The organism is Apibacter raozihei (genome assembly GCF_004014855.1).
Lineage (GTDB): Bacteria > Bacteroidota > Bacteroidia > Flavobacteriales > Weeksellaceae > Apibacter > Apibacter raozihei.
The window spans coordinates 3,272,332-3,293,048 of sequence record NZ_CP034930.1; the positions used below are offsets into that span (position 1 = coordinate 3,272,332).

At 31.0% G+C, this 20,717-nt stretch carries 20 protein-coding genes; 9 read left to right on the plus strand and 11 right to left on the minus strand.

Features of this window, described 5'->3' with window-relative positions:
* Positions 1-322: 322 nt before the first annotated feature.
* A complete protein-coding gene (locus EOV51_RS14465; RefSeq protein WP_128153236.1) occupies positions 323-2,152 on the plus strand; it encodes a hypothetical protein in 1,830 nt (609 codons plus the stop codon).
* Positions 2,153-2,561: 409 nt separating this feature from the next.
* Here the strand turns inward: EOV51_RS14465 and EOV51_RS14470 are convergent, their stop codons facing one another.
* The gene (locus EOV51_RS14470; RefSeq protein ID WP_164875325.1) at positions 2,562-3,551 is read right to left on the minus strand and encodes an FUSC family protein; all 990 of its coding nucleotides are present in this window, start codon (positions 3,549-3,551) and stop codon (positions 2,562-2,564) included.
* A 212-nt stretch (positions 3,552-3,763) separates the two neighbouring features.
* Here EOV51_RS14470 and EOV51_RS14475 point away from each other — a divergent pair, with 212 nt between their 5' ends.
* Positions 3,764-4,288, plus strand: a complete 525-nt coding sequence (locus tag EOV51_RS14475) for a methylated-DNA--[protein]-cysteine S-methyltransferase (RefSeq protein WP_128153238.1) — start codon at positions 3,764-3,766, stop codon at positions 4,286-4,288.
* Here the strand turns inward: EOV51_RS14475 and EOV51_RS14480 are convergent.
* Together EOV51_RS14480 and EOV51_RS14485 are read right to left on the minus strand one after the other, a co-directional pair.
* A complete protein-coding gene (locus EOV51_RS14480; RefSeq protein ID WP_128153239.1) occupies positions 4,285-4,884 on the minus strand; it encodes a CDP-alcohol phosphatidyltransferase family protein in 600 nt (199 codons plus the stop codon). The two genes, EOV51_RS14475 and EOV51_RS14480, sit on opposite strands and share 4 nt — an antisense overlap.
* A 54-nt stretch (positions 4,885-4,938) precedes the next feature.
* Positions 4,939-5,820, minus strand: a complete 882-nt coding sequence (locus EOV51_RS14485) for a DMT family transporter (protein ID WP_128153240.1) — start codon at positions 5,818-5,820, stop codon at positions 4,939-4,941.
* Positions 5,821-5,893: 73 nt separating this feature from the next.
* Between EOV51_RS14485 and EOV51_RS14490 the strand changes: the two genes are divergently transcribed.
* Positions 5,894-6,727 (plus strand): TerC family protein, encoded by an 834-nt coding sequence (locus EOV51_RS14490; protein WP_128153241.1) that lies wholly within the window; start codon positions 5,894-5,896, stop codon positions 6,725-6,727.
* A gap of 47 nt (positions 6,728-6,774) precedes the next feature.
* Here the strand turns inward: EOV51_RS14490 and EOV51_RS14495 are convergent, their stop codons facing one another.
* The 5 genes from EOV51_RS14495 to EOV51_RS14515 form a co-directional block, all read right to left on the minus strand.
* The gene (locus EOV51_RS14495; protein ID WP_128153242.1) at positions 6,775-7,068 is read right to left on the minus strand and encodes a Dabb family protein; all 294 of its coding nucleotides are present in this window, start codon (positions 7,066-7,068) and stop codon (positions 6,775-6,777) included.
* A 33-nt stretch (positions 7,069-7,101) separates the two neighbouring features.
* Positions 7,102-7,602 (minus strand): endonuclease V, encoded by a 501-nt coding sequence (locus EOV51_RS14500; RefSeq protein ID WP_128153243.1) that lies wholly within the window; start codon positions 7,600-7,602, stop codon positions 7,102-7,104.
* A 5-nt stretch (positions 7,603-7,607) separates the two neighbouring features.
* The gene (locus EOV51_RS14505; protein ID WP_128153244.1) at positions 7,608-8,096 is read right to left on the minus strand and encodes a GNAT family N-acetyltransferase; all 489 of its coding nucleotides are present in this window, start codon (positions 8,094-8,096) and stop codon (positions 7,608-7,610) included.
* A gap of 57 nt (positions 8,097-8,153) precedes the next feature.
* Positions 8,154-9,689 (minus strand): YifB family Mg chelatase-like AAA ATPase, encoded by a 1,536-nt coding sequence (locus EOV51_RS14510; protein WP_128153245.1) that lies wholly within the window; start codon positions 9,687-9,689, stop codon positions 8,154-8,156.
* 169 nt (positions 9,690-9,858) lie between these two features.
* Positions 9,859-10,269, minus strand: coding sequence for a hypothetical protein (locus EOV51_RS14515; protein ID WP_128153246.1), 411 nt, complete (start codon positions 10,267-10,269; stop codon positions 9,859-9,861).
* A 356-nt stretch (positions 10,270-10,625) separates the two neighbouring features.
* Between EOV51_RS14515 and EOV51_RS14520 the strand changes: the two genes are divergently transcribed.
* Both EOV51_RS14520 and typA read left to right on the plus strand, forming a co-directional pair.
* Positions 10,626-11,048 (plus strand): hypothetical protein, encoded by a 423-nt coding sequence (locus EOV51_RS14520; RefSeq protein WP_128153247.1) that lies wholly within the window; start codon positions 10,626-10,628, stop codon positions 11,046-11,048.
* A gap of 100 nt (positions 11,049-11,148) precedes the next feature.
* Positions 11,149-12,909, plus strand: coding sequence for a translational GTPase TypA (gene typA, locus EOV51_RS14525; protein WP_128153248.1), 1,761 nt, complete (start codon positions 11,149-11,151; stop codon positions 12,907-12,909).
* Positions 12,910-13,080: 171 nt separating this feature from the next.
* Here typA and trxA read toward each other — a convergent pair whose 3' ends face one another.
* The gene (gene trxA, locus EOV51_RS14530) at positions 13,081-13,404 is read right to left on the minus strand and encodes a thioredoxin (protein ID WP_128153249.1); all 324 of its coding nucleotides are present in this window, start codon (positions 13,402-13,404) and stop codon (positions 13,081-13,083) included.
* Positions 13,405-13,949: 545 nt separating this feature from the next.
* Here trxA and lipB point away from each other — a divergent pair.
* Entirely contained in the window at positions 13,950-14,660 is a 711-nt protein-coding gene (lipB, locus tag EOV51_RS14535) for a lipoyl(octanoyl) transferase LipB (protein WP_128153250.1), read from the plus strand.
* A gap of 150 nt (positions 14,661-14,810) precedes the next feature.
* On the opposite strand, the gene EOV51_RS14540 is transcribed toward lipB, so the two are convergent.
* Positions 14,811-16,223 (minus strand): DUF6359 domain-containing protein, encoded by a 1,413-nt coding sequence (locus tag EOV51_RS14540; protein ID WP_164875326.1) that lies wholly within the window; start codon positions 16,221-16,223, stop codon positions 14,811-14,813.
* 287 nt (positions 16,224-16,510) lie between these two features.
* On the opposite strand from EOV51_RS14540, the gene EOV51_RS14545 reads away from it, so the two are divergent.
* Genes EOV51_RS14545 through EOV51_RS14555 form a run of 3 tightly spaced genes read left to right on the plus strand, consistent with a single transcriptional unit; the run spans position 16,511 to position 20,180 of the window.
* Complete coding sequence (locus tag EOV51_RS14545; protein ID WP_128153252.1) at positions 16,511-18,463, plus strand: DUF349 domain-containing protein; 1,953 nt, start codon at positions 16,511-16,513, stop codon at positions 18,461-18,463.
* A 4-nt stretch (positions 18,464-18,467) separates the two neighbouring features.
* Positions 18,468-19,514, plus strand: coding sequence for a bifunctional diaminohydroxyphosphoribosylaminopyrimidine deaminase/5-amino-6-(5-phosphoribosylamino)uracil reductase RibD (gene ribD / locus EOV51_RS14550; protein WP_128153253.1), 1,047 nt, complete (start codon positions 18,468-18,470; stop codon positions 19,512-19,514).
* Positions 19,515-19,559: 45 nt separating this feature from the next.
* Positions 19,560-20,180 (plus strand): YigZ family protein, encoded by a 621-nt coding sequence (locus EOV51_RS14555; RefSeq protein WP_128153254.1) that lies wholly within the window; start codon positions 19,560-19,562, stop codon positions 20,178-20,180.
* On the opposite strand, the gene EOV51_RS14560 is transcribed toward EOV51_RS14555, so the two are convergent.
* Positions 20,158-20,568, minus strand: coding sequence for an acyl-CoA thioesterase (locus EOV51_RS14560; RefSeq protein WP_128153255.1), 411 nt, complete (start codon positions 20,566-20,568; stop codon positions 20,158-20,160). The genes EOV51_RS14555 and EOV51_RS14560 overlap by 23 nt on opposite strands.
* Positions 20,569-20,717 lie beyond the last annotated feature (149 nt).

The following is a 20,717-nucleotide window of genomic DNA, read 5'->3' on the forward strand; positions in this document are numbered from 1 at the left end:
TCAAGATTAGTGAAAAATTTAATATACATTAAACTTTTTGCAAATAATATAAGTTTTATCTTATGTTTAACATTCTATTAGGCAAATATGAATTAATTTTGAGTTAAATTTTATTTAAAGATTTAAATTTTTCACTGTTAATAATACTTAGTCAATAATAAAAGTTAAATATTTTATCTCATCATGAATTCCTTACTTACTAGCTCAAATAAGATGTATAATAAGGAATTTGGAATGCTATATATTAAATCAAACAAAACCTACTTAAATCTAGCAATTTTATCAACTATTAAATTAATCAACACAACACACGCTTATATAAATGAATAAAAATTTTCATACATTTCACATTCCGGTTATGGGAATTTCATATACAATAGATACTCCGGTAAAGGTTGCCAGATTTGGTATATCTTCTGTCATATCTATTGTTCAGGACAATCTTATAGAACGCATGAGGGAATATTATTATAAAAAAAATAATAATACTTACCACCCTATAGAAACATCGGATCCGGATTACCGTTCCAAACGTATTACAGATTATTTAAATCTGTTGAACCAAATGGTACAAAATCAAATTGATAAATTGAAAAACTCATCTTTTGAGCCTGGTTCTGATTTAATTCTTTATTTTGAAATGCTACCGGAAGATAATTTTTTGAAGAAACTGTATAAAAAAATGAAGGATATTCATGACAGTTATGAAAAAAAGAAACTTCAGCAGGAACTTAAAGAACAAATTCAAGCAGGAAGTATCGATGTTAATATCATGACAAAAGTTGACAATAATCAATACTTGAGAGACGGATCTGTTGTTGAGGACGGTTCAGATGCAATTACAGCTTTAAAAGGATATTCTGAAAGTAATCTGGAAAATTCATCTGTCATATTTTCGGCAGGAATGAATCCCCGTTTATTCAATTATCTTGAAAACCTGTCTGCATTCACAGATATGAAAAACGGTAATTTCACCAAAAAGATAATCATTAAAGTCAGTGATTACCGATCAGCTATGATTCAGGGTAAATACCTTGCAAAAAAAGGATTATGGGTTTCTGAATTCAGAATTGAATCAGGTTTAAATTGTGGTGGACACGCATTTGCAAGCCAAGGGTACATGCTGGGGCCTATACTGGAAGAATTTAAAGAGAAACGAGTTTCACTTACCGAAGAATTATTTTCCATTTACAGCAAAGCTTTGTCTTTAAAAGAAAAATTTGTACCGGAAACAGCACCGGAAGTTAGAATTACAGTTCAGGGAGGTATTGGTACCCATGAAGAGAATGAACTGTTACATAATTATTATAAGGTAGATGCTACCGGATGGGGTAGTCCGTTTCTACTGGTTCCAGAGGCTGTAAGCATTGACGATGAAACATTGGAAGCATTATCCCGCTCCACTGAAAAGGATATATATTTAAGTAAAAACTCTCCTTTGGGAGTTCCATTTAATTATCTTAAAAATATTTCCGGTGAAAAAGAAAAATACAGTCTGGCTGAAGGAGGAAAACCAGGAAGTCCTTGTACTGAAAAACTTCTTAAATCGGATACTGAATTTACCAAAAGACCTATTTGTACAGCTTCGGTATCTTATATCCGACAAAAAATCAAGCAAATAAGTAAAATGGATATAACTCAGGAAGAACGTCGTAAAAAAATTGCAGCGGTTCTTACTAAAGAATGTTTGTGTGCTGGTTTAAGTAATGCTGCTCTGCGCAAATATGATCTATCTCCCGTTACTAAAGAAATACTGGGTGTTACTATATGTCCCGGACCAAATATTGCTTATTTTGACAAAATTGTTTCACTTAAAGAAATGGTTGATCATATTTACGGGCGTACAAATATTTTAAAACCCGGATATAGACCGCATATGTTCATTAAAGAATTACACATTTATGTCAAGTATTTAAAAGAACAGTTTTCTGAAGTTGTTGATTATACAGATAAGAAAATTGCTAACTATTACGAAGTATTTTGTCAGAATATGCAAAATGCAGTGGAATATTATCAGTCTAAAGTAAATTCAATTTTAACTAAAGAAGAAAGCAAAAGCGAGTTTGTATCTGAGCTTAAAAGCATTGAAAATGAAATTAACAAAGTATTACAAAGCGTTAAATTTTCTTTTCAAAAGCAATTGGTAAGCTAATCTTTACTACAAAATAATCATATATAAAATTCCATAATTTTTTTATGGAATTTTGTTTTTATTAACCTATCATAAAAGACTAGATAAGTTCTTATTTACAATATTAAAAGAAAATTAAAATTGCCGTTTTTTGAAAATATTGTGATATATGTAATAAAAATATTATAAATTCTTATTTGAAAATCACATTCTGAATTTCCAATAACGATACAATCTATCTTAGAAAACAAAAATACAAGGTATAGTTATAATCGATTAATAAAGAATAGTTTCTATCTATACGATAACTCGCATGGTTCAAGGTTTAAAAATTTAATGCAGCAATATGTAAGTATTTTTAATATTTATCATAGATGCATGTTTCTCAATAATTAAAACAGATATTTACTATGGAGATTGAATAATATAATTAACTTTTATTAATTATTCCGGAAATCTTCATATAGAAAAGACTTAGGGTCATTACCAATAATGCAGATATTCCCCCTATAGCTGTTGCCAGTATCCGGTTTACAGCTACCAGTTTCTCAGGAGTCCCATTAATAGCAAACATTAAAACAGCTGAAATTGTTATAAAAGTTGTTAATATTGCATAAGACTGATTAGCCATGGCATAACATAAATATAACGAAATAATTATTTCAGCAGCCATTACGTATTTTGAAGAATCAATTAAGACCAAACCCGTAGCAATCATAATTCCGGCAAATGTCCCGATCAATCTGTTTTTTACACGCTGAAAGGTATTGACAAAGTCTGGTTTTAAAATTAATACAGCAGTCATGGTTGCCCAGTAATAATATTCAACTTTAAAAAGATAAATAAAAACAAAGCATAAAAAAACAGTTAAAAATGCGTAAACCGCCGCCGCACTGAATCGTATTTTTTTGTCTATATTTTGATGTATGTTTTTTAAAATTCTTAATATATTTTTAGGCTTCATTATATTTCTATGAAATGATAATTTACGTAAAAGAAAAATGATACACAAACATTGAAACAAACCGCCGATTAATATAAAAAAAGCTCTTTGCGTTGCTGCATGCATATCCCCGGCATAATAACCGGCTACGAAGAATGCTATCGCCCATTGTATAACTATCCACCACGCATTTTGATCTATTAAAGCAACCAAGGCACACAAACTTGCAAACATCATACTTCCTAAAATATATAAAGGAAAAAAATGTCCTGTAAGAGAACCTATCCAGGCACATATACTCATACCTATAACTGCTATGAACATAGGGGCTAAAGGGTATTTCAGAATTTTTTTGTTTGCTCCATATCCTGCTGTAACCGCACCTCCTGCTGCAATACTAGTGTATATTATAGAATCAAAATAAAGCCCAACTGCATAAATAATGATAATTCCAGGTAGAGAGTATAAAGCTATCATAAGATCCTTTTTTGTCTCTTCACTTAAAGTCAGGACTTTCTTTATTTTATTAATGAAATTTAGTATCATCTTAACATATCGAAAAATCAGTTATATTTTAATAAGAAACAAAAATACTAATAGAAGAAAATCTTTTTGCATTTTTAATCAATTAATATTTATATAAATGGTAATTTTACTTATTACATTTCTTTAAATGTTTATATGAACTTATGAATATTATTAATATACAACATTTTAATAGTACTTTCGGAGAACTAGTTATAGGATCTTTTAATAATCAATTATGTTTATGCGATTGGAGATATAGAAAAAGACGGGAATCTATTGATTTACGGATTAAAAAATTTTTGAAAGCTGAGTATAAAGAAGATAGTTCTCAAATTATAGAAGCAACTATACAACAGCTCGTAGAGTACAGTAATAAAGAAAGAACATCTTTTGAACTCCCCCTTTTATTATGTGGCACCGATTTTCAAAAGTCAGTTTGGGAAGAACTCAACAAAGTAGCATATGGTAAAACAGAAACCTACCTGGGTCTTGCTAAAAAAATGAAAAATGAAAAGGGGATACGTGCTATAGCTTCTGCTAACGGAGCAAATGCTATATCCATTATAATACCCTGCCATAGAATTATAGGTTCTAATCGGGAACTGATAGGTTATGCCGGAGGTTTGCCTATAAAAAAACAACTGTTAGCCCATGAAAGTCCTACCTTACAGACCTCCCTGTTTTAATTAAACCAATGATTTTTTTTAAACGGAATGTTTTTTCTGACTAAATATGCGTGATAAAAACTAGGTATGTCGTGGGCCCAATGAGGAAGTATTAAAAGTATTAAAATAACGTCTGCGTAAGATATGTATCCTATCAAAATTGAGTTATCCATAAAAAATCCTCCGTAATTAAACCCTATAATCGAGGTAAATGCTACTACTAAACTTAATCCCCACAATTTGGCAGTATAAGAGTGAGTACTTGCTTCTTTTTTAAAACGAAGAAAACTTACTAAATAGCATATTATTTCCAAAATAAACAGGAAAATAATTGGTACGCTGTTATTTTTTATTATTTCCGGGCTGATTATCCATGATGATATTCCTATAGATAACCAGAAAAAAAGATCTACTAAACTATCCAATCTTCTTAACTTTTCAGTAGCTATTCCTAACCGCCTTGCAATAATTCCATCAAATATATCAGATAATAATCCTAAATACATAAGTATTACGATAAATATTCTTATTGAATTACCTCCCAAATAAGACATGGAAATAACAATGGGTATTAACAATATTCTGAAAAAAATAAGCGTTATGGGAATACGATGCATATTAAAATTATTTATCCAACCGATTTCAATTGTAAAAATCGTTTCTATTCTATGTTAAACAATAGTCTTTTTTTTGTTTTTAGTTTTTAAATACTCGTTAATACAAATGGCCAATATCATAATTGCCGTGGCAATATAAAAGGTAGGGCTCATCCTTTCAGAATCTTTCCAAACAATAAAAGCTATTAATATAGCATAAACGGGTTCCAGATTAACTGATAACATTAATGTAAAGGGCGTAATATGTTTCATTAACCTCATGGTCATAACCAGTGGAAAGCTGGTTAATAATCCTCCCAGAATTAAAAGCCATAAAGTATCCATAGGCTGAATAGAAATAACTGAATCCCAACTATTACTCAGGCACATAAACAGGGTTAAAATCAGAAAACCTCCTATCATTTCGTAAAATGTTATTATGGTTGAACTTCCCTTATGGTACATTACTCCATTAATGGTAGAAAACAAGGCGGATAAAAAAGCACAGGCAATTCCCATAATGATGCCTTTCCAATAGGACATTTCGGTATTAAAAATTAATACTATGCATATTACGATTACAATAGAAAGAAGAATTTCAGATATTCTGATTTTTCTCTTAAAAAATAAAGGTTCTAAAAGGGCCACAAATAAAGTTCCGGTTGACAGTGTTGATGTAGCTATTGATATGTTGGATATTTTAATTGAACCATAAAATAAAACCCAATGAGTTCCTATAATAATTCCACAACCTATTAGTTGAAGAAATAGCTTTCTATTAATTGAAAAGCTTTCTTTTGTTAAAAACCGTAAATAAGCAAACAAAAGTATTGATGCTATTAATAATCTGCACCAAACCAAAGGAATGGCACCTATAGTAATTAATTTCCCCATTACACCTGTAAATCCCCACATGAAAACGATAAGGTGTAATTGAGCTAAAGCAGGTATTTTCATTAACAAATATTTAGCTAAAAATCGATTACAAAGATAACGAGCTTTTATTTACATTTGTTAAAAAATTATATTAGTGGAATTTATTGAAGTTTTTTTACAACCCAGCGCTTGGATTGCGCTTATTACTTTAGCTTTTCTTGAGATTGTTCTTGGAATTGATAATATTGTTTTTCTCTCTATTGTTACTTCCAAATTACCTAAAGAACAACAACCCAAAGCCCGAAGAGTTGGACTTTTACTAGCCATGGTTTTTCGTATAGCCTTGCTATTTGGAATATCTCTTGTTTTAAAATTGACAAAACCTATATTTACTTTTGATATCTCCTGGATCGATGGTAGTATCTCGGGACAAAGTATCATAGTTTTTGTTGGAGGATTATTTTTATTGTACAAAAGTGTTACTGAAATTCATCATAAGCTCGAAGGTGAGGATGAAGCTAATTCTGGTTCAAAAGCTAAAAGTAATTTTACCTCTGCTATTGTTCAGATAGTAGCCCTGGATATTGTTTTTTCTTTTGATAGTGTACTTACAGCTATTGGATTAGTCAGCTTCAAGGAATTCGGGTATGCCGGAGCTATGTCTATAATGGTTACAGCTGTTGTTTTCGCTGTAATGGTTATGTTGATATTTGCAGAACCAGTCAGCAAATTTGTAAATAATCATCCCACCATACAGATATTGGGGCTTTCTTTCCTTATACTCATTGGTGTAATGCTGATTACTGAAGCTTCTCATCTTTCTCATCTGAGAATATTTGACAGCGAGGTAGGCGCTATTCCCAAAGGTTATTTGTATTTTGCTATAGCTTTCTCTCTTTTTGTTGAATTTATAAATTTAAAAATGGGGAAGAAAAAAAGTAAACCGGTACATTTACACGATTCAGAAATTGTGAATAATAAAAAATAATAAAAAAAGGAGGTTATAACCTCCTTTTTTATTTTACCTATTCGTAATCATATTTCATAATCTATAGCAACCCTCTGCTCTACTACTGACTTTATAAACTCTACAACCTTAACATGCTCCGGGTGCTTTGCATAGATATCCAGATCTTCAAAACTTTTAAATTGGGAATTCAAAATTACATCAAAATTATTTTGAGACGCAATATCCATATTAAAACTTACCTGAATAAATTCCAATTCACTAATCACATCTTTCAAGGCTTCCAGATCTTTCTTAATTCTTTGTGCATTTTCTTTTTTATCAGCTTCCTTAAGCTTCCACATAACAATATGTTGTATCATCTTAATTGATTTTAATTTTTAATACTCTTTTTTTTATCTTTTAGTTATCTGATCTAATTCTTTTAATATAGTAGGATTACGGAATTTTCCTTTCATATTTTTTATCAGTTCTATAGCCTTTTCTCTTTCCATTCCTACAGAAGAAATATATAAAGGATTTTTACTCTCTCCCCTTACTAATGCAAAAGTAGTTTCTTTATTGGCAAAAAAATCTTTTTTTGCTACGCCTATCACCGGAATTTCTCCGTTTAAATGCTTCCAAAGGTATCCTCCTAACCCATATTCTTTATTATTATCTACATAAATATGACCATCCACAATTATAGCTTCCAGTTGTTTTGTATCCACTTTGTTCAAAATGGCAATTATACAGGGTAACTCTCTTTTATAAAATTGCCCGGGAATATACTCTTCAACATCCTTAACATTTTCAATAATAATTTCCCTAGGATGCTCATCTTCCCAATTAAATAATACTCCTACCGATTTGGCTGTTGCATCTTCAAAATAATATACATCTATAGCTAAAACCATATTTATTATCTCAAGATAAGCTGCCAGAATTCAACATCAATCAAACGGTTAAATTTTTTACCTGATTCTCTGAAATTCCCTACCAGTTCAAATCCGAATCGTTTGTGAATTTTCCTGCTGGGTTCATTAGGTAAAGAAATGACACCAATGAGAGAATGAACATTTATTTTTTTAGACTCCTCAATCAGTTCTTCCAACAACAAATTCCCCCTACCCTTTCCTGTAATATGATGATCTAAATACAGGCTGGTCTCTAATGTTATGTCATAAGCGGAACGTTCTCTCCAGTTATTAACATAAGCATAACCTATAACATCATTATTTTCTTCATAGATCAGATAGGGATAATTCTTTTTCAGAATTTTTTCAATTCTGTAAACTATATCCTTTTCACTCACTTTTTCTTCTTCAAAAGTTATGATTGTTTCTTCAATATAGTAATTATATATCTCAGCTATTCTTTTAGCATCCGACATACGAACTTTTCGTATCATATATTTTGTTTATCCAGATTAATAGCATAGTAAAGATACTAAATACTTGTTAATATCTTATACGCCCCAATGATTTCTGTCTAAGCTACGATATTGTATAGCTTCTGCAATGTGATATGAGCCTATTTCCTCAGATTCATCTAAATCGGCTATAGTTCTTCCTACACGTAATATGCGATCGTAGGCCCTAGCCGATAGCCCTAACTTGTCAATAGCTTTTTTTAATAATTTTTTTGAATCTTCGTTCAAACCGCAAAAAACATCTAATTGTTTAGGCCCTATCTGGGAATTGTAATGAATTTCTTCTATTGATTTATAGCGAATCGTTTGCAATTCCCTTGCTTTAATCACTCTATTTCTTATGGCTTCACTACTTTCTCCCTTTCTCTTTTCAGATAAATCATCAAAAGCTACCGGAGAAACTTCAATATGAATATCAAAACGATCCAGTAATGGCCCTGAAATTTTATTCATATACCTCTGCATTTCCTGAATTGAACTGGTATTTTTAGGATCATCAGGAAAATATCCTGATGGAGAAGGATTCATAGAGGCTATCAGCATAAAACTGGAAGGATATGTAACTGTAAATCTTGTGCGTGAAATAGTAACCATTCTATCTTCGAGTGGCTGTCTTAATACTTCTAATACCTGTCGGTTAAACTCAGGCAGTTCATCTAAAAACAAAACCCCATTATGTGATAAAGAAATTTCTCCCGGCTGAGGATAGGTTCCTCCTCCTACTAATGCTGCTCCAGATATGGTATGATGAGGATTTCTGTAGGGCCTGACAGTCATCAATGATGACTCATTACCCAATTTTCCGGCTACAGAATGTATCTTGGTTGTTTCAAGAGCCTCTGAAAGAGTTAAAGGTGGTAAAATAGATGGAAGCCTTTTTGCCAACATAGTCTTCCCACTACCCGGCGGACCTATCAACAAAACATTATGTCCGCCCGCAGCGGCTATTTCCAAAGCTCTTTTTACATTTTCCTGCCCTTTTACTTCTGAAAAGTCGTAAGGATGATTCGTATAACTCTTAAAAAATTCTTCTCGTGTATTGACATATGATGGAGTCAAAGCCTTTCCCTTATCAAAAAAATCTATTACTTCTTTAATATTTTCAATGGCATAAACAGTAAGCTCATTTACAATTGCTGCTTCTTTTGCATTTTGTTTGGGAAGAAAAAAACCTTTATACCCTTCCTGTCTGGCCTGAATGGCTATAGGTAATACTCCTTTTATAGGTTGAAGTGAACCATCTAAAGACAATTCTCCCATAATTAAATACTCTTGTAAATGCTCACATTTAATTTGTTCCGATGCTGCCAGAATTCCCATAGCTATCGTCAAATCATAAGCTGAACCTTCTTTTCTTAAATCGGCAGGAGCCATATTTACCGTTATTTTTTTCCCTGGCATTTTGTATCCGCAATTTTTTAATGCTGCAGAAATTCTATGGGCACTTTCTTTAATTGCATTGTCTGGCAGGCCGACTAACTGATATCCGATTCCTTTATCTATATTAACTTCAACTGTTATTAATTGTGCATTGACTCCATAGACAGCACTTCCATAGGTTTTTATTAACATAACAAATTATCAATTTATCCTTTTAAAGAATAAATATAAGTCATTTTAATAAATAAGACGTTATATTACTAGACACAATTAATGCATATATATAAATTAATTACTCTATATAAAAAAAGCTTTATATTATAATATAAAGCTTTTTAAAACTATTAGATGTGTTTACTATTTATTTTGAGGCTGCAGTAACTAACATCATATACCAATCTTCCAATTGTTTTTGCTGCTGCACTGTTAGCCTTTTTTTTACTTTTTGCAATTCTGCATCAATATCATTTGCACGCAATTGCAATTCAATTATTTTATCTGTATTACCTTCTTTATTAGCTCGGGCTACCTCTTCAAAATATTTTTTAGTTGCATCAACAAATTTATTGACTTGCGCATCCTCAAATTTAGGTACAGATTTGGTTACAGGATCCAAACTAATATCTTTTGAGACTTCATCTTTATTTGTAATAACTAAACTATCTTGTTCTGTATCATCATTGTTATTTTTCACAGAATTCTGCTTATTATCTGTACAAGTGACAGGCAAAAGTAAAAAACAGAAAACTATGGCTGTATAAATTATTCTCATAATTATTTTTTTGTAAAATTACAATAAAAAAGTTTTAATCCTAGAATATCAAATCAACAAACCTATACAAAAAATCGCATCACTAAATAAATATAGAATACATTTTAATATAAAAATTACGATTTATAAATACATTTACTATACCTTATAAACACAAAAATGAAATATCAGAAAATTAAAGTTAATTTTGGAGACATTATCTCTCAATATTAAATACAACCCCAGAAAAGCAACACTAGAGGAAATAAATGGGCACATTAAACTATTATAAGCAGGAAATGGACTAACTCAGACCTTTAAGGATGGAGGATGGACATTTCAAAAAGCAATTGAATATTAATTATATAAAATCGAAAATGAAGAAATTTTCACCGATTCTGTTACTTTTTGCATTATGTATAATGTGTAACAAATCTCAGATTAAAAAAACAGATCCCATAAAAAGTATAAATAAAACAAAAAACATTTATACAGATAAGGATTCCGTTAAATTAAAAAATTCAAAAGCCATTGTTTTAGCTGAATATCTATACGAAGAACCAGGAGGCAAATATTCATGGACTAAAATCAAAATATATAAAGTATTACGTAACCAAACGAACATACCTATTACTGATTCTCTCTCTATAAGCTATTATTCATGGAAAAAAGGAATCCCTTCTAAGGGAATTTACAAAGTATATTTAACTTCTTATCCATTCGGCAGCGACACTTTTAACCACCTAAACCAATGGATGCTGCTAGAAGGAGATGGAAATGTAGCCGTTGATAAACCTTAAAAACATATTTAACAAAGACTTAAAAGATTTAATTTAAATCACCTTACTCTTTAGTTTCATAATAAAAATCTTACATTTGCACCTGAATTTAAATATTTTTATGCAATCAATCAGAAATATCGCAATTATTGCCCATGTCGATCACGGTAAAACAACCTTAGTAGACAAAATCATCCAGGCCTGTCATGTAGTAGAAAAGAGTGAAGGAGATTTAATTCTGGATAATAACGACCTTGAACGTGAACGTGGTATTACCATATTATCTAAAAACGTATCTGTTAACTATCAGGGAGTAAAAATCAATATTATTGACACTCCGGGACACGCGGATTTCGGGGGAGAAGTTGAAAGAGTATTAAAAATGGCTGACGGCGTGCTTCTTTTGGTTGATGCATTTGAAGGACCTATGCCTCAAACACGTTTTGTTTTAAGTAAAGCTATTGAATTAGGGCTTAAACCTATTGTGGTTATTAATAAAGTAGATAAGGAAAATTGCCAGCCGGAACATGTTCACGATCAAGTTTTTGAACTAATGTTTAATTTAGATGCTACAGAAGAGCAGCTGGACTTCCAAACAGTATACGGTTCATCTAAACAAGGTTGGATGTCCGGTGATTACAAAAATCCAACGGATAACATTAACTACCTGCTTGATAAAATTATTGAGCTAATACCGGAAGCTCCATATGTTGAAGGTACTGCACAAATGCAGATTACTTCTTTGGACTTTTCTAGCTTCGTTGGTAAAATAGCCATTGGCCGTGTATACCGTGGAGATTTATTTGCTGGTAAAGATTATATGCTTTGTCAGGATAATGATAAAATGAAAAAAATCAGAATCAAAGAATTACAGGTGTTTGAAGGTTTGGGAAGAAGAGCTGTTGAATCTGTAAGAAGTGGTGATTTATGTGCTATTATAGGTGTGGATAGTTTTGATATCGGGGATACAATCGCCGATTTAAATGAACCTGAAGCTCTTCCAAGAATATCTATTGATGAGCCTACCATGAGTATGTTATTTACCATTAATACTTCTCCGTTTTTTGGAAAAGAAGGTAAATATGTTACTTCAAGACACCTTCGTGACCGTTTAATGAAAGAAACCGAAATAAATTTAGCTCTAAGAGTTGATGAAACCGATTCTGAGGATAAATTTAATGTATTCGGACGTGGAATACTACACTTATCTGTTCTAATTGAGACCATGAGAAGAGAGGGCTATGAATTGCAAGTAGGACGTCCTATGGTTACTATTAAAGAAATTGATGGTGCTAAACATGAACCTTTTGAAAATCTTGTCATTGATGTGCCTTCTGAAGTTTCAGGAAAAGCTATTGAGCTGGTAACTCAAAGAAAAGGTGAATTAAAAGTTATGGAACCAAAGGGTGACTTACAACATCTTGAATTTGAAATTTCATCAAGAGGCCTGATAGGTTTAAGAAACCTTATTTTAACGGCTACATCCGGAGAGGCTATCATCAATCACCGTTTCAAAGATTTTCAACCGATGAAAGATATTATTCCTCAGCGGCAGAACGGCTCTTTGGTTTCATCTGAGACAGGCCAGGCGCTTGCTTACGCTATTGACAGACTTCAGGATCGCGGCAAATTTTTCGTTGAGCCCGGAGAACAAATTTATAAAGGACAAATCGTAGGTGAACATTCCAGAGATAATGACTTGGATGTAAATCTTATCAAAGGAAAAAAATTAACGAATGTACGAGCGTCAGGTACTGACCAGGCTGCTAAAATTTTCCCGAAAATAGATTTTTCTTTAGAGGAATCCATGGAATACATCAAGGATGATGAATATCTTGAGATAACCCCTAAAAGTTTACGTATGAGAAAAATTAATTCATAAATAAAAAAGCCCGGCTAATCAGCTGGGCTTTTTTATTTATTCATATTTTAAAATACTATATATGTTTCATGTATTATGTAAACTAATCCAAACTATATTTTAACCATAGTAAACAAAAAAAACCATCCTGAAAAACAGGACGGCTCTATAGATTATTTTACTAATACTTGATTAATTAGCTAATAAAGATTGCATTCTTTCAACCAATTTTTCTTTAGGCTGAACTCCAACAACTTTATCAACTACCTGTCCATTCTTAAAGAATAGAAGAGTAGGAATATTTCGGATCCCATACTCTACAGGAACTTCCTGATTTGCATCAATATCTATTTTTGCAACTTTTACTTTCCCTTTAAACTCTTCAGACAACTCTTCTACTATTGGGGTTAAGTTTCTACAAGGTCCGCACCATTCTGCCCAAAAATCCACCAAAACAGGCTCGTTTGAGCTTAACACTTCATCTTTAAATGATTGATCACTAATTTCTAAAGCCATAATATTTATATAATTTTATTATATTTTTTTGTGATATAAGAACAAATGTAAATCAAAATTTTCATTCTTTTACAATATATATTTTAAGTTATTATTTTAACGATTATACCCTTACCATAAAACATGAAATATTTAATATAAAATTAGAATAAATCAAACTTAAATACTAAAAATTTAAACTAAAAAAAAACAAACCACATTGCACAACAATTATATTTCAACACCTTTTCAACAACATTTTTTTAACAAATATTTATTTTTGTTTTTTTTTTACAAAAATTAATGTATATTTGCATCAATAATTAGTTGTTCTTTAATAAAGTTTTTTAGTGTTAATTAAGCCCTTTCAAGAATCTCTTTGAAAGGGTTTTTATTTAACCTGAAAAATTAACTTCTTTTTTATTGATTTATTTTAACAAATTTATAAGATTCCAAGTCAATTATAAATACTTTCACATCTTTTTTACCTATTCTATTATAGATATAACTTATTTAATTTTAATAATATAGTTTATATATAATCCAAAAATATGTATTTTTGCCACATGAATGAAATCCTAAACAAAAAAGTACATTACAGGGATTTGAATGAAATGCCTTATACAGATGCCTGGAATATTCAAGACGAATTATTAAACTCAATTGTTCAGATTAAATTAAAAAAAAAGAAGGAAAATATCAGTCACTTAACTACCCCTAACTATTTTCTTTTTGTTTCTCATTCACACATATATACATTGGGGAAAAATGGCGATTTTTCTAACCTTCTCATTGATGAGCAATTTTTACGTAACCTTAACGCAGAATTTATAAAAACAAACCGTGGCGGTGATATAACTTATCATGGTCCCGGACAAATTGTCGGATACCCTATCCTGGATTTAGAAAATTTTTTTACTGATATTCATAAGTATATGAGATATCTGGAAGAAACGATTATTAAAACAGTTGAACACTTCGGGATTAAAGGAGAACGTTCTTCCGGAGAAACAGGTGTATGGATTGACCCCGGCAAACCTTATGCTAGAAAAATCTGCGCAATGGGAGTAAAAGCCAGCAGATGGGTTACTATGCATGGCTTTGCACTTAACGTGAATACAGACTTACATTATTTTTCACATATTGTACCTTGTGGAATTAAAAACAAGGCAGTTACCTCTATAGAAAAAGAATTGGGATACAAAGAAGACATTAATAAAGTAAAAACTGTTATTAAAGAAAAATTTTCTGAAGTTTTCGATATTGAATGGATTTAAAAAAAGTTAAAATAATTATTTACATTATATATTCGGTATTTTCTTCTTTATGCTCTTTTTTAAAATCAATTAAAAGAATGTTTATATTAATAAAAAGAGCTGTTTATATTCACAGCTCTTCTTAAATAAATATTATAATGTTTATTACAACTATTTTTTCACAACTTTTATACTTTTTACTTTCCTGTCATTTAGTATTCGGACAATATATATTCCAGGATTCAAATCAGCAACATATAAAGGCTGCTTATCAGCTAACTCGGCTGATTTTACAAGTTTACCGTTTATAGAATAAATTTCAATCTTAGATCTACCCAACCATAGAACAGACAGGTAATCATCTAAAACTGTAGTTGACAATACTGAAACCTCCTCATTATAATTTATTTCTTCCGTAGATAAAATATCCAATACATAATCTGAAACCGAGCGAATTCCTGGTGAGGAAAAATAGGATTCTAAAGTCCCATATAATTTAATTTCTTTTTTATAGTTATGATTATTATCTACCAAATTTAAAGAATTCCTGACTGAACCAATAGGTAACTCAACCGGAACTAACAACGATGTATCGGAAACATCTGTATCTGCAGAAGGTGAAAGAACCAAATTGGTATTTTTGGTAAAACCGGAAGTTTCGATGTTATTGATGGTCCCATTTACTGCTCCTGCAATATAACCTTTCATCCAATATTTAGTAAGGACACCAGCAGGGTGCTGATTAGATCTTGCTTCATCAATAGTATACGGATTTGATTTAGACCCTTTTTCTCCTTCAGAAGATTCCTGTGACAAATATACACTATATCGTTTGACAGTTGTCCCATTTTCTGCCGTAACATCTACGTATGCATACCCCGGAAGAGTGGAGAGATTTGATATTACTACGTTTGCATTAGCATCTTCAGCTTTTGCTGATAAAACAGGAACATCTATTCCAGATGATAAGTTATAAAAATATCCTGATTTTGAAGAAGAAAATCCATTGAGCAACTCGTTATTAACTTTTAATTCCGATAAATTTGCATTATTGTTTAAATTAGATCCTCCATAATAAACTTTTAAATCATCAATAAATGCTCTTCTCAAATTAGCCGGAACATTTAAAGTTTCAATCCTTATCGTTGCATCTTTTTTTCCTCCCGTAAATACTACCTCCACCTGTTCAAAAGAGTCATTTTTTGACCCTGAATAAGATATTTCCTGCGAAGGCAAATCAGAGACAGTAACCAGAACTTTTCCGGAATTATTCCATCCTTTGACTTTAAACTGTACCTTGAAAACTCCATTATTTTGGGATAAATCCAGAGCTTTGGTAGTGATAGAGCCCACTGCTCCACTTGTTCCCAGCTTTACGGTCCCACCTGCCTCATAAACTTTATCTATCAAGACTATATGATCATTTCCTGCCCATAAAGAACTGGAAGCCGATACATCGTCACCTTTTGACGCAGAGGAAAAGTCTTCAAATAAAATAATGGTTTCTGATTGAGCCTTGCTCAGGAAGATAAAACAAACACAGAAAATAAAACATAAGACGTTTAAAGAGTAATTTTTTTTCATAACTTTAATTTTAAAATTGATTAATCCTTTATACTTAGTCAATACAAAACTAATCATCAAACTACAAAAATTATATTAATTTTTAGTTAACTTTAATTATTAAATAACTATATGTATTATTATTTATCAAATTTAAAATATAATACAAAATAAATATGTAATTTTTATATTTTATAAAAACAATCTTTTTTTTTTAAATATCATTTTTATCAGGATTTTATTATCACATCTGTAGCAGATATATAATATTTTTTTATATTTTTGTTAGGAGAAAATATCATCAGATTATGAGTACGGAATTGGATAACCTGCATAATGCAGAAGGAAATGAAAACAACGAGAATATAGTTAATGCTGAAAATGCAGCAACAAACAGTAATCAAAGTGAAAACACTTTTGATGAACTTAATGCTGAGAATTCAAAAACTCATCAGGAAAACGATGAAATACATATTCCTGAAGAGGATTACGATTCTTTGGATTTAGAAAAACTTATTGTCAAAGCTAAAAACCTTCTTGCAGACTATCCTGTTTATTTGATTAGTGATGCGATGAATCATATACGGGAGTCTTTCAATAAAAAATTTGATGAAGCAGAAACTGACAGAAAACAAAAATTTTTAGGTGAAGGAGGTGAAGAATTAAGTTATCAGCCAGATAACTCTATTAAAACTAAATTCAACTCAGTATATCATGATTACAAAACCAAGTTAAGTTCTCATTACAAGGATATTGAACAGAAAGAACAGATTAATTTAGATAAAAGGCTTCAGATTATTGAAGAACTTAAGGAGCTGTATACTACCCCTATAGAGTCTATCGGTAGCTTTTTTAAAAAATTCAGAAATATAAAAGAACGTTGGCATGAGGCTGGAAAAATTCCAAAATCTAAAGCAGGAGATGTTTTCAGAACGTATTTCCATCATTTAGACAATACTCATGACTTTATTCGGATGAATAAAGAATTAGAGGAGTTGGATTACGCACATAATCTTGAGCAAAGAAAAGCAATTATCGGAAGAGCTGAAGAATTGGTAACAGAACCCAGTGTTCAAAAAGCTCTTAACGAATTACAATATTTACATAAGCTTTGGAAAGAGCAGGCAGAACCTGTAGCAGAAGAATTCAGAGAAACCACCTGGCAGGAATTCAAAGCCATTACTCAGAAAATTCATACTCGTAAAGCCGAGTTATTCGAAAAAATTAAAGAAGAACAGCAGGCTAATCTTGAAAAAAAGCAATTTATTATTGCGGAATTAAAAAAGATTGTTTCAGTAACTACTCCGGATCATTCTTTCTGGCAAAATAACGTAAAGAAAATCGAACAGTTAAGGGAAGAATTCTTTTCTACGGGAAGGACTCCAAAAGAATTTAGCAGTGAAACATGGGGAAGTTTTAAAGACTTACTTCATGATATAAACACTAAGAAAAACACATTTTATAAAGATCTGAAAAAAATTCAACAAGAAAATTTAAAGAAGAAAAATGATTTGTTGGAAATAGCTAAATCTAATAAAGACAGTGAAGACTGGGATGTAGCTTTGAATCTTTACAAAAAAATCCAAAACGAATGGAAAAATATAGGTCACGTTCCCAGAAAATATTCAGATAAATTATGGAATGAATTTCGTGAAAATTGTAATTATTTTTTTGATAAATATAAACAACGAAATTCAAAAACTAATGAGGAATGGATTGAAAACTTAGAGAAGAAACAAGCACTTCTTTCTGAATTGGATTCTCTATCCGAATTGAGTAAAGATGAGGCTTTAAACAAAATCAATGAATATAGCATTCGTTGGAATTCTATAGGTAAAGTACCTAGAGAAAATATGGATATCAATAAAGAATTTAATCAGTCTATTAAAAAGCTGATTAAACAATTCGATATTCAGAAAAATGTTATTGACGAAATGCAATTAAACATAAAGGTTGAAAATTATAAACAAGCTAAAGATGACAGAAGGCTGGACGAGGATCTGAGAAAAATGAAAAAACAGATGCAGGATCTGGAACATGAAGTTGTTCAATTAGAGAATAATCTTTCTTTCTTTTCTAATGCAAAACAAGACAATCCATTATTACAAAACACTTTAAACAATATAGAGTCTAAAAAAATTAAATTAGAAGAGTTAAAACAAACTTATTCTAAATTAATCAATCTGGATTTATCCGATACGAGTGCAACTAATACAAAAGCACAATCGGAAAATGTAAATAAACCGGAAACTGAAGAGTAGTTTTATGATTGAGCAGGATGAAAACTACATCCGAAGATGCATACAAATAGCTAAGAACGGATTAGGAACTACTTATCCCAATCCGTTAGTTGGTTCGGTTATCGTTTATAAAAATCAAATTATTGGTGAAGGCTGGCACAAAAGAGCAGGACAAGCTCATGCTGAAATTAATGCTATAGATTCTGTAAAAGATAAAACTCTTTTAAAGGAAAGTGATATTTATGTGTCGCTAGAGCCTTGCTCACATTACGGTAAGACTCCTCCTTGTGCGGTAAAAATTGCAGAATTGCAATTTAAAAGAGTTATAATAGGCTCTATAGATCCAAATTCAAAAGTAAATGGAAAGGGTATATCAATAATTAAAAATTCAGGAATACCTATTGTTACAGGAATACTTGAAAATGAATGTTATAATTTAAACAAGAGATTTTTTACCTTTCATATAAAAAAAAGACCGTATATATTTCTTAAATGGGCGGAAACCCTTAATAAAAAAATTGACAACGGTGAGGATAGAGATTCTCCTTTCTGGATAAGCAATCCTTATTCATTACAAAAAACACATTTAATCAGAAGTCAGGAAGAATCCATCCTTGTAGGGAAAAATACCGCAGTAACAGATAACCCTGCACTTACCTGCCGTTCTATTCATGGAAGCAATCCTTTACGAATTCTTATAGACAGACGACTGGATGTTCCGGAATCTTTCCGATTATACAACTCTGAAGCTCCTACCTTAATATTCAACGAAAAGAAAAATTTAAAAAAAGAGTTCACTGAATATATACGGATTGATTTCTCAGAAAATATATATACCCAAATATTAAATAATCTTTATTTAAGAAATATTCAATCATTGATTGTTGAAGGTGGTAGACAAACTCTACAAAATTTTATAGACAACTCTCTTTGGGATGAAGCTATAATTACTACTTCAAACACGATTGTTAAAAACGGAACAGATTCTCCTACTCTTTTTGGTAACATTACCCATCAGGAATATATAAACACCAACCTGATCACTTATATTCAAAATTTAAGCGGGCAATAGGTTCAAAAGCTAAATTTAAAATCATTTATTAGTATCTTTGTTTACATGTCAGAAACTTTTGAATACAAAACGATCTCTCAGTCTATTACCGATGCTTTGGTAAAAATTAAAGGAAGTAAATTTTTTGGTTTAATATATCCTGTAATTAATGAAGAAGACATTAAAAAGTTTCTTCTTCAGACCCGGGAAATGTATCCACAAGCCACTCACTACTGCTATGCTTACCGATTAGGAGTATCTGGAGACAATTATCGTGTCAATGATGATGGTGAACCTTCAGGGACTGCCGGACTCCCCATCTATCATCAACTATTATCATTTGAACTCACCAATGTTTTATTAATTTCTGTTCGATATTTTGGAGGAACGAAACTTGGAGTTGGTGGGCTAATTAAAGCTTATAAAGAATCTGCACTTTTTACTATTGAACAAAGCGATATTATAATTAAAGAACTTTCCGAAATTTATGAGTTAACTTTTGATTATAACCATCAGTCAGCCGTAATGACTCTTTTAAAAAAAATGAATCTGGATATTTTAAATTTTAATTTTTCTGAAAATTGTGAACTTTCCATAGAAATTCCACTTAAAAGAAAAACTGAATTTTATGAAAAATTTGATTCATTATTTGCCCAAAATTTTGTTACTCAAAAAAAGGTTTCATAATCGATTTTATTAACTCCGGACAACGTAAAATTTTACCTGTTTTTTTATCCATAAAATATAGAGTAGTTGACCCTGTAGTTAATACAATTTCATCTTGATTTCTTATCTCATATTCAAAAAAAATTCGCACTCCGTCTGGTAATTTATTTATATAAGTTGTTACTGATAATTCATCATCATAGCGTCCGGGTTTTATATATTTCACAGATAAATCTGCGACCGGCAACATTACTCCGCTGTCTTCTATATCTTTGTAAGACAAACCTATAGACCTAAATAATTCGACTCTTCCTACTTCAAAATAGGATGGATAATTTCCATAATAGATATAGCCCATTTGATCGGTTTCTCCATATCTTACTCTTACTTTGGTTGTTACTTTAATCATGGTTAAAAATCATATACATTACTTACTAATAAATTTCTAAATAAACAACAGGTATTCCACTTTTTTTTTATAAAAATAATTAACAACTTTGCCCTACAGATTCAACTGTATTTATTATCAATTTAATTTTCTAGCCAAATTTATAAAAA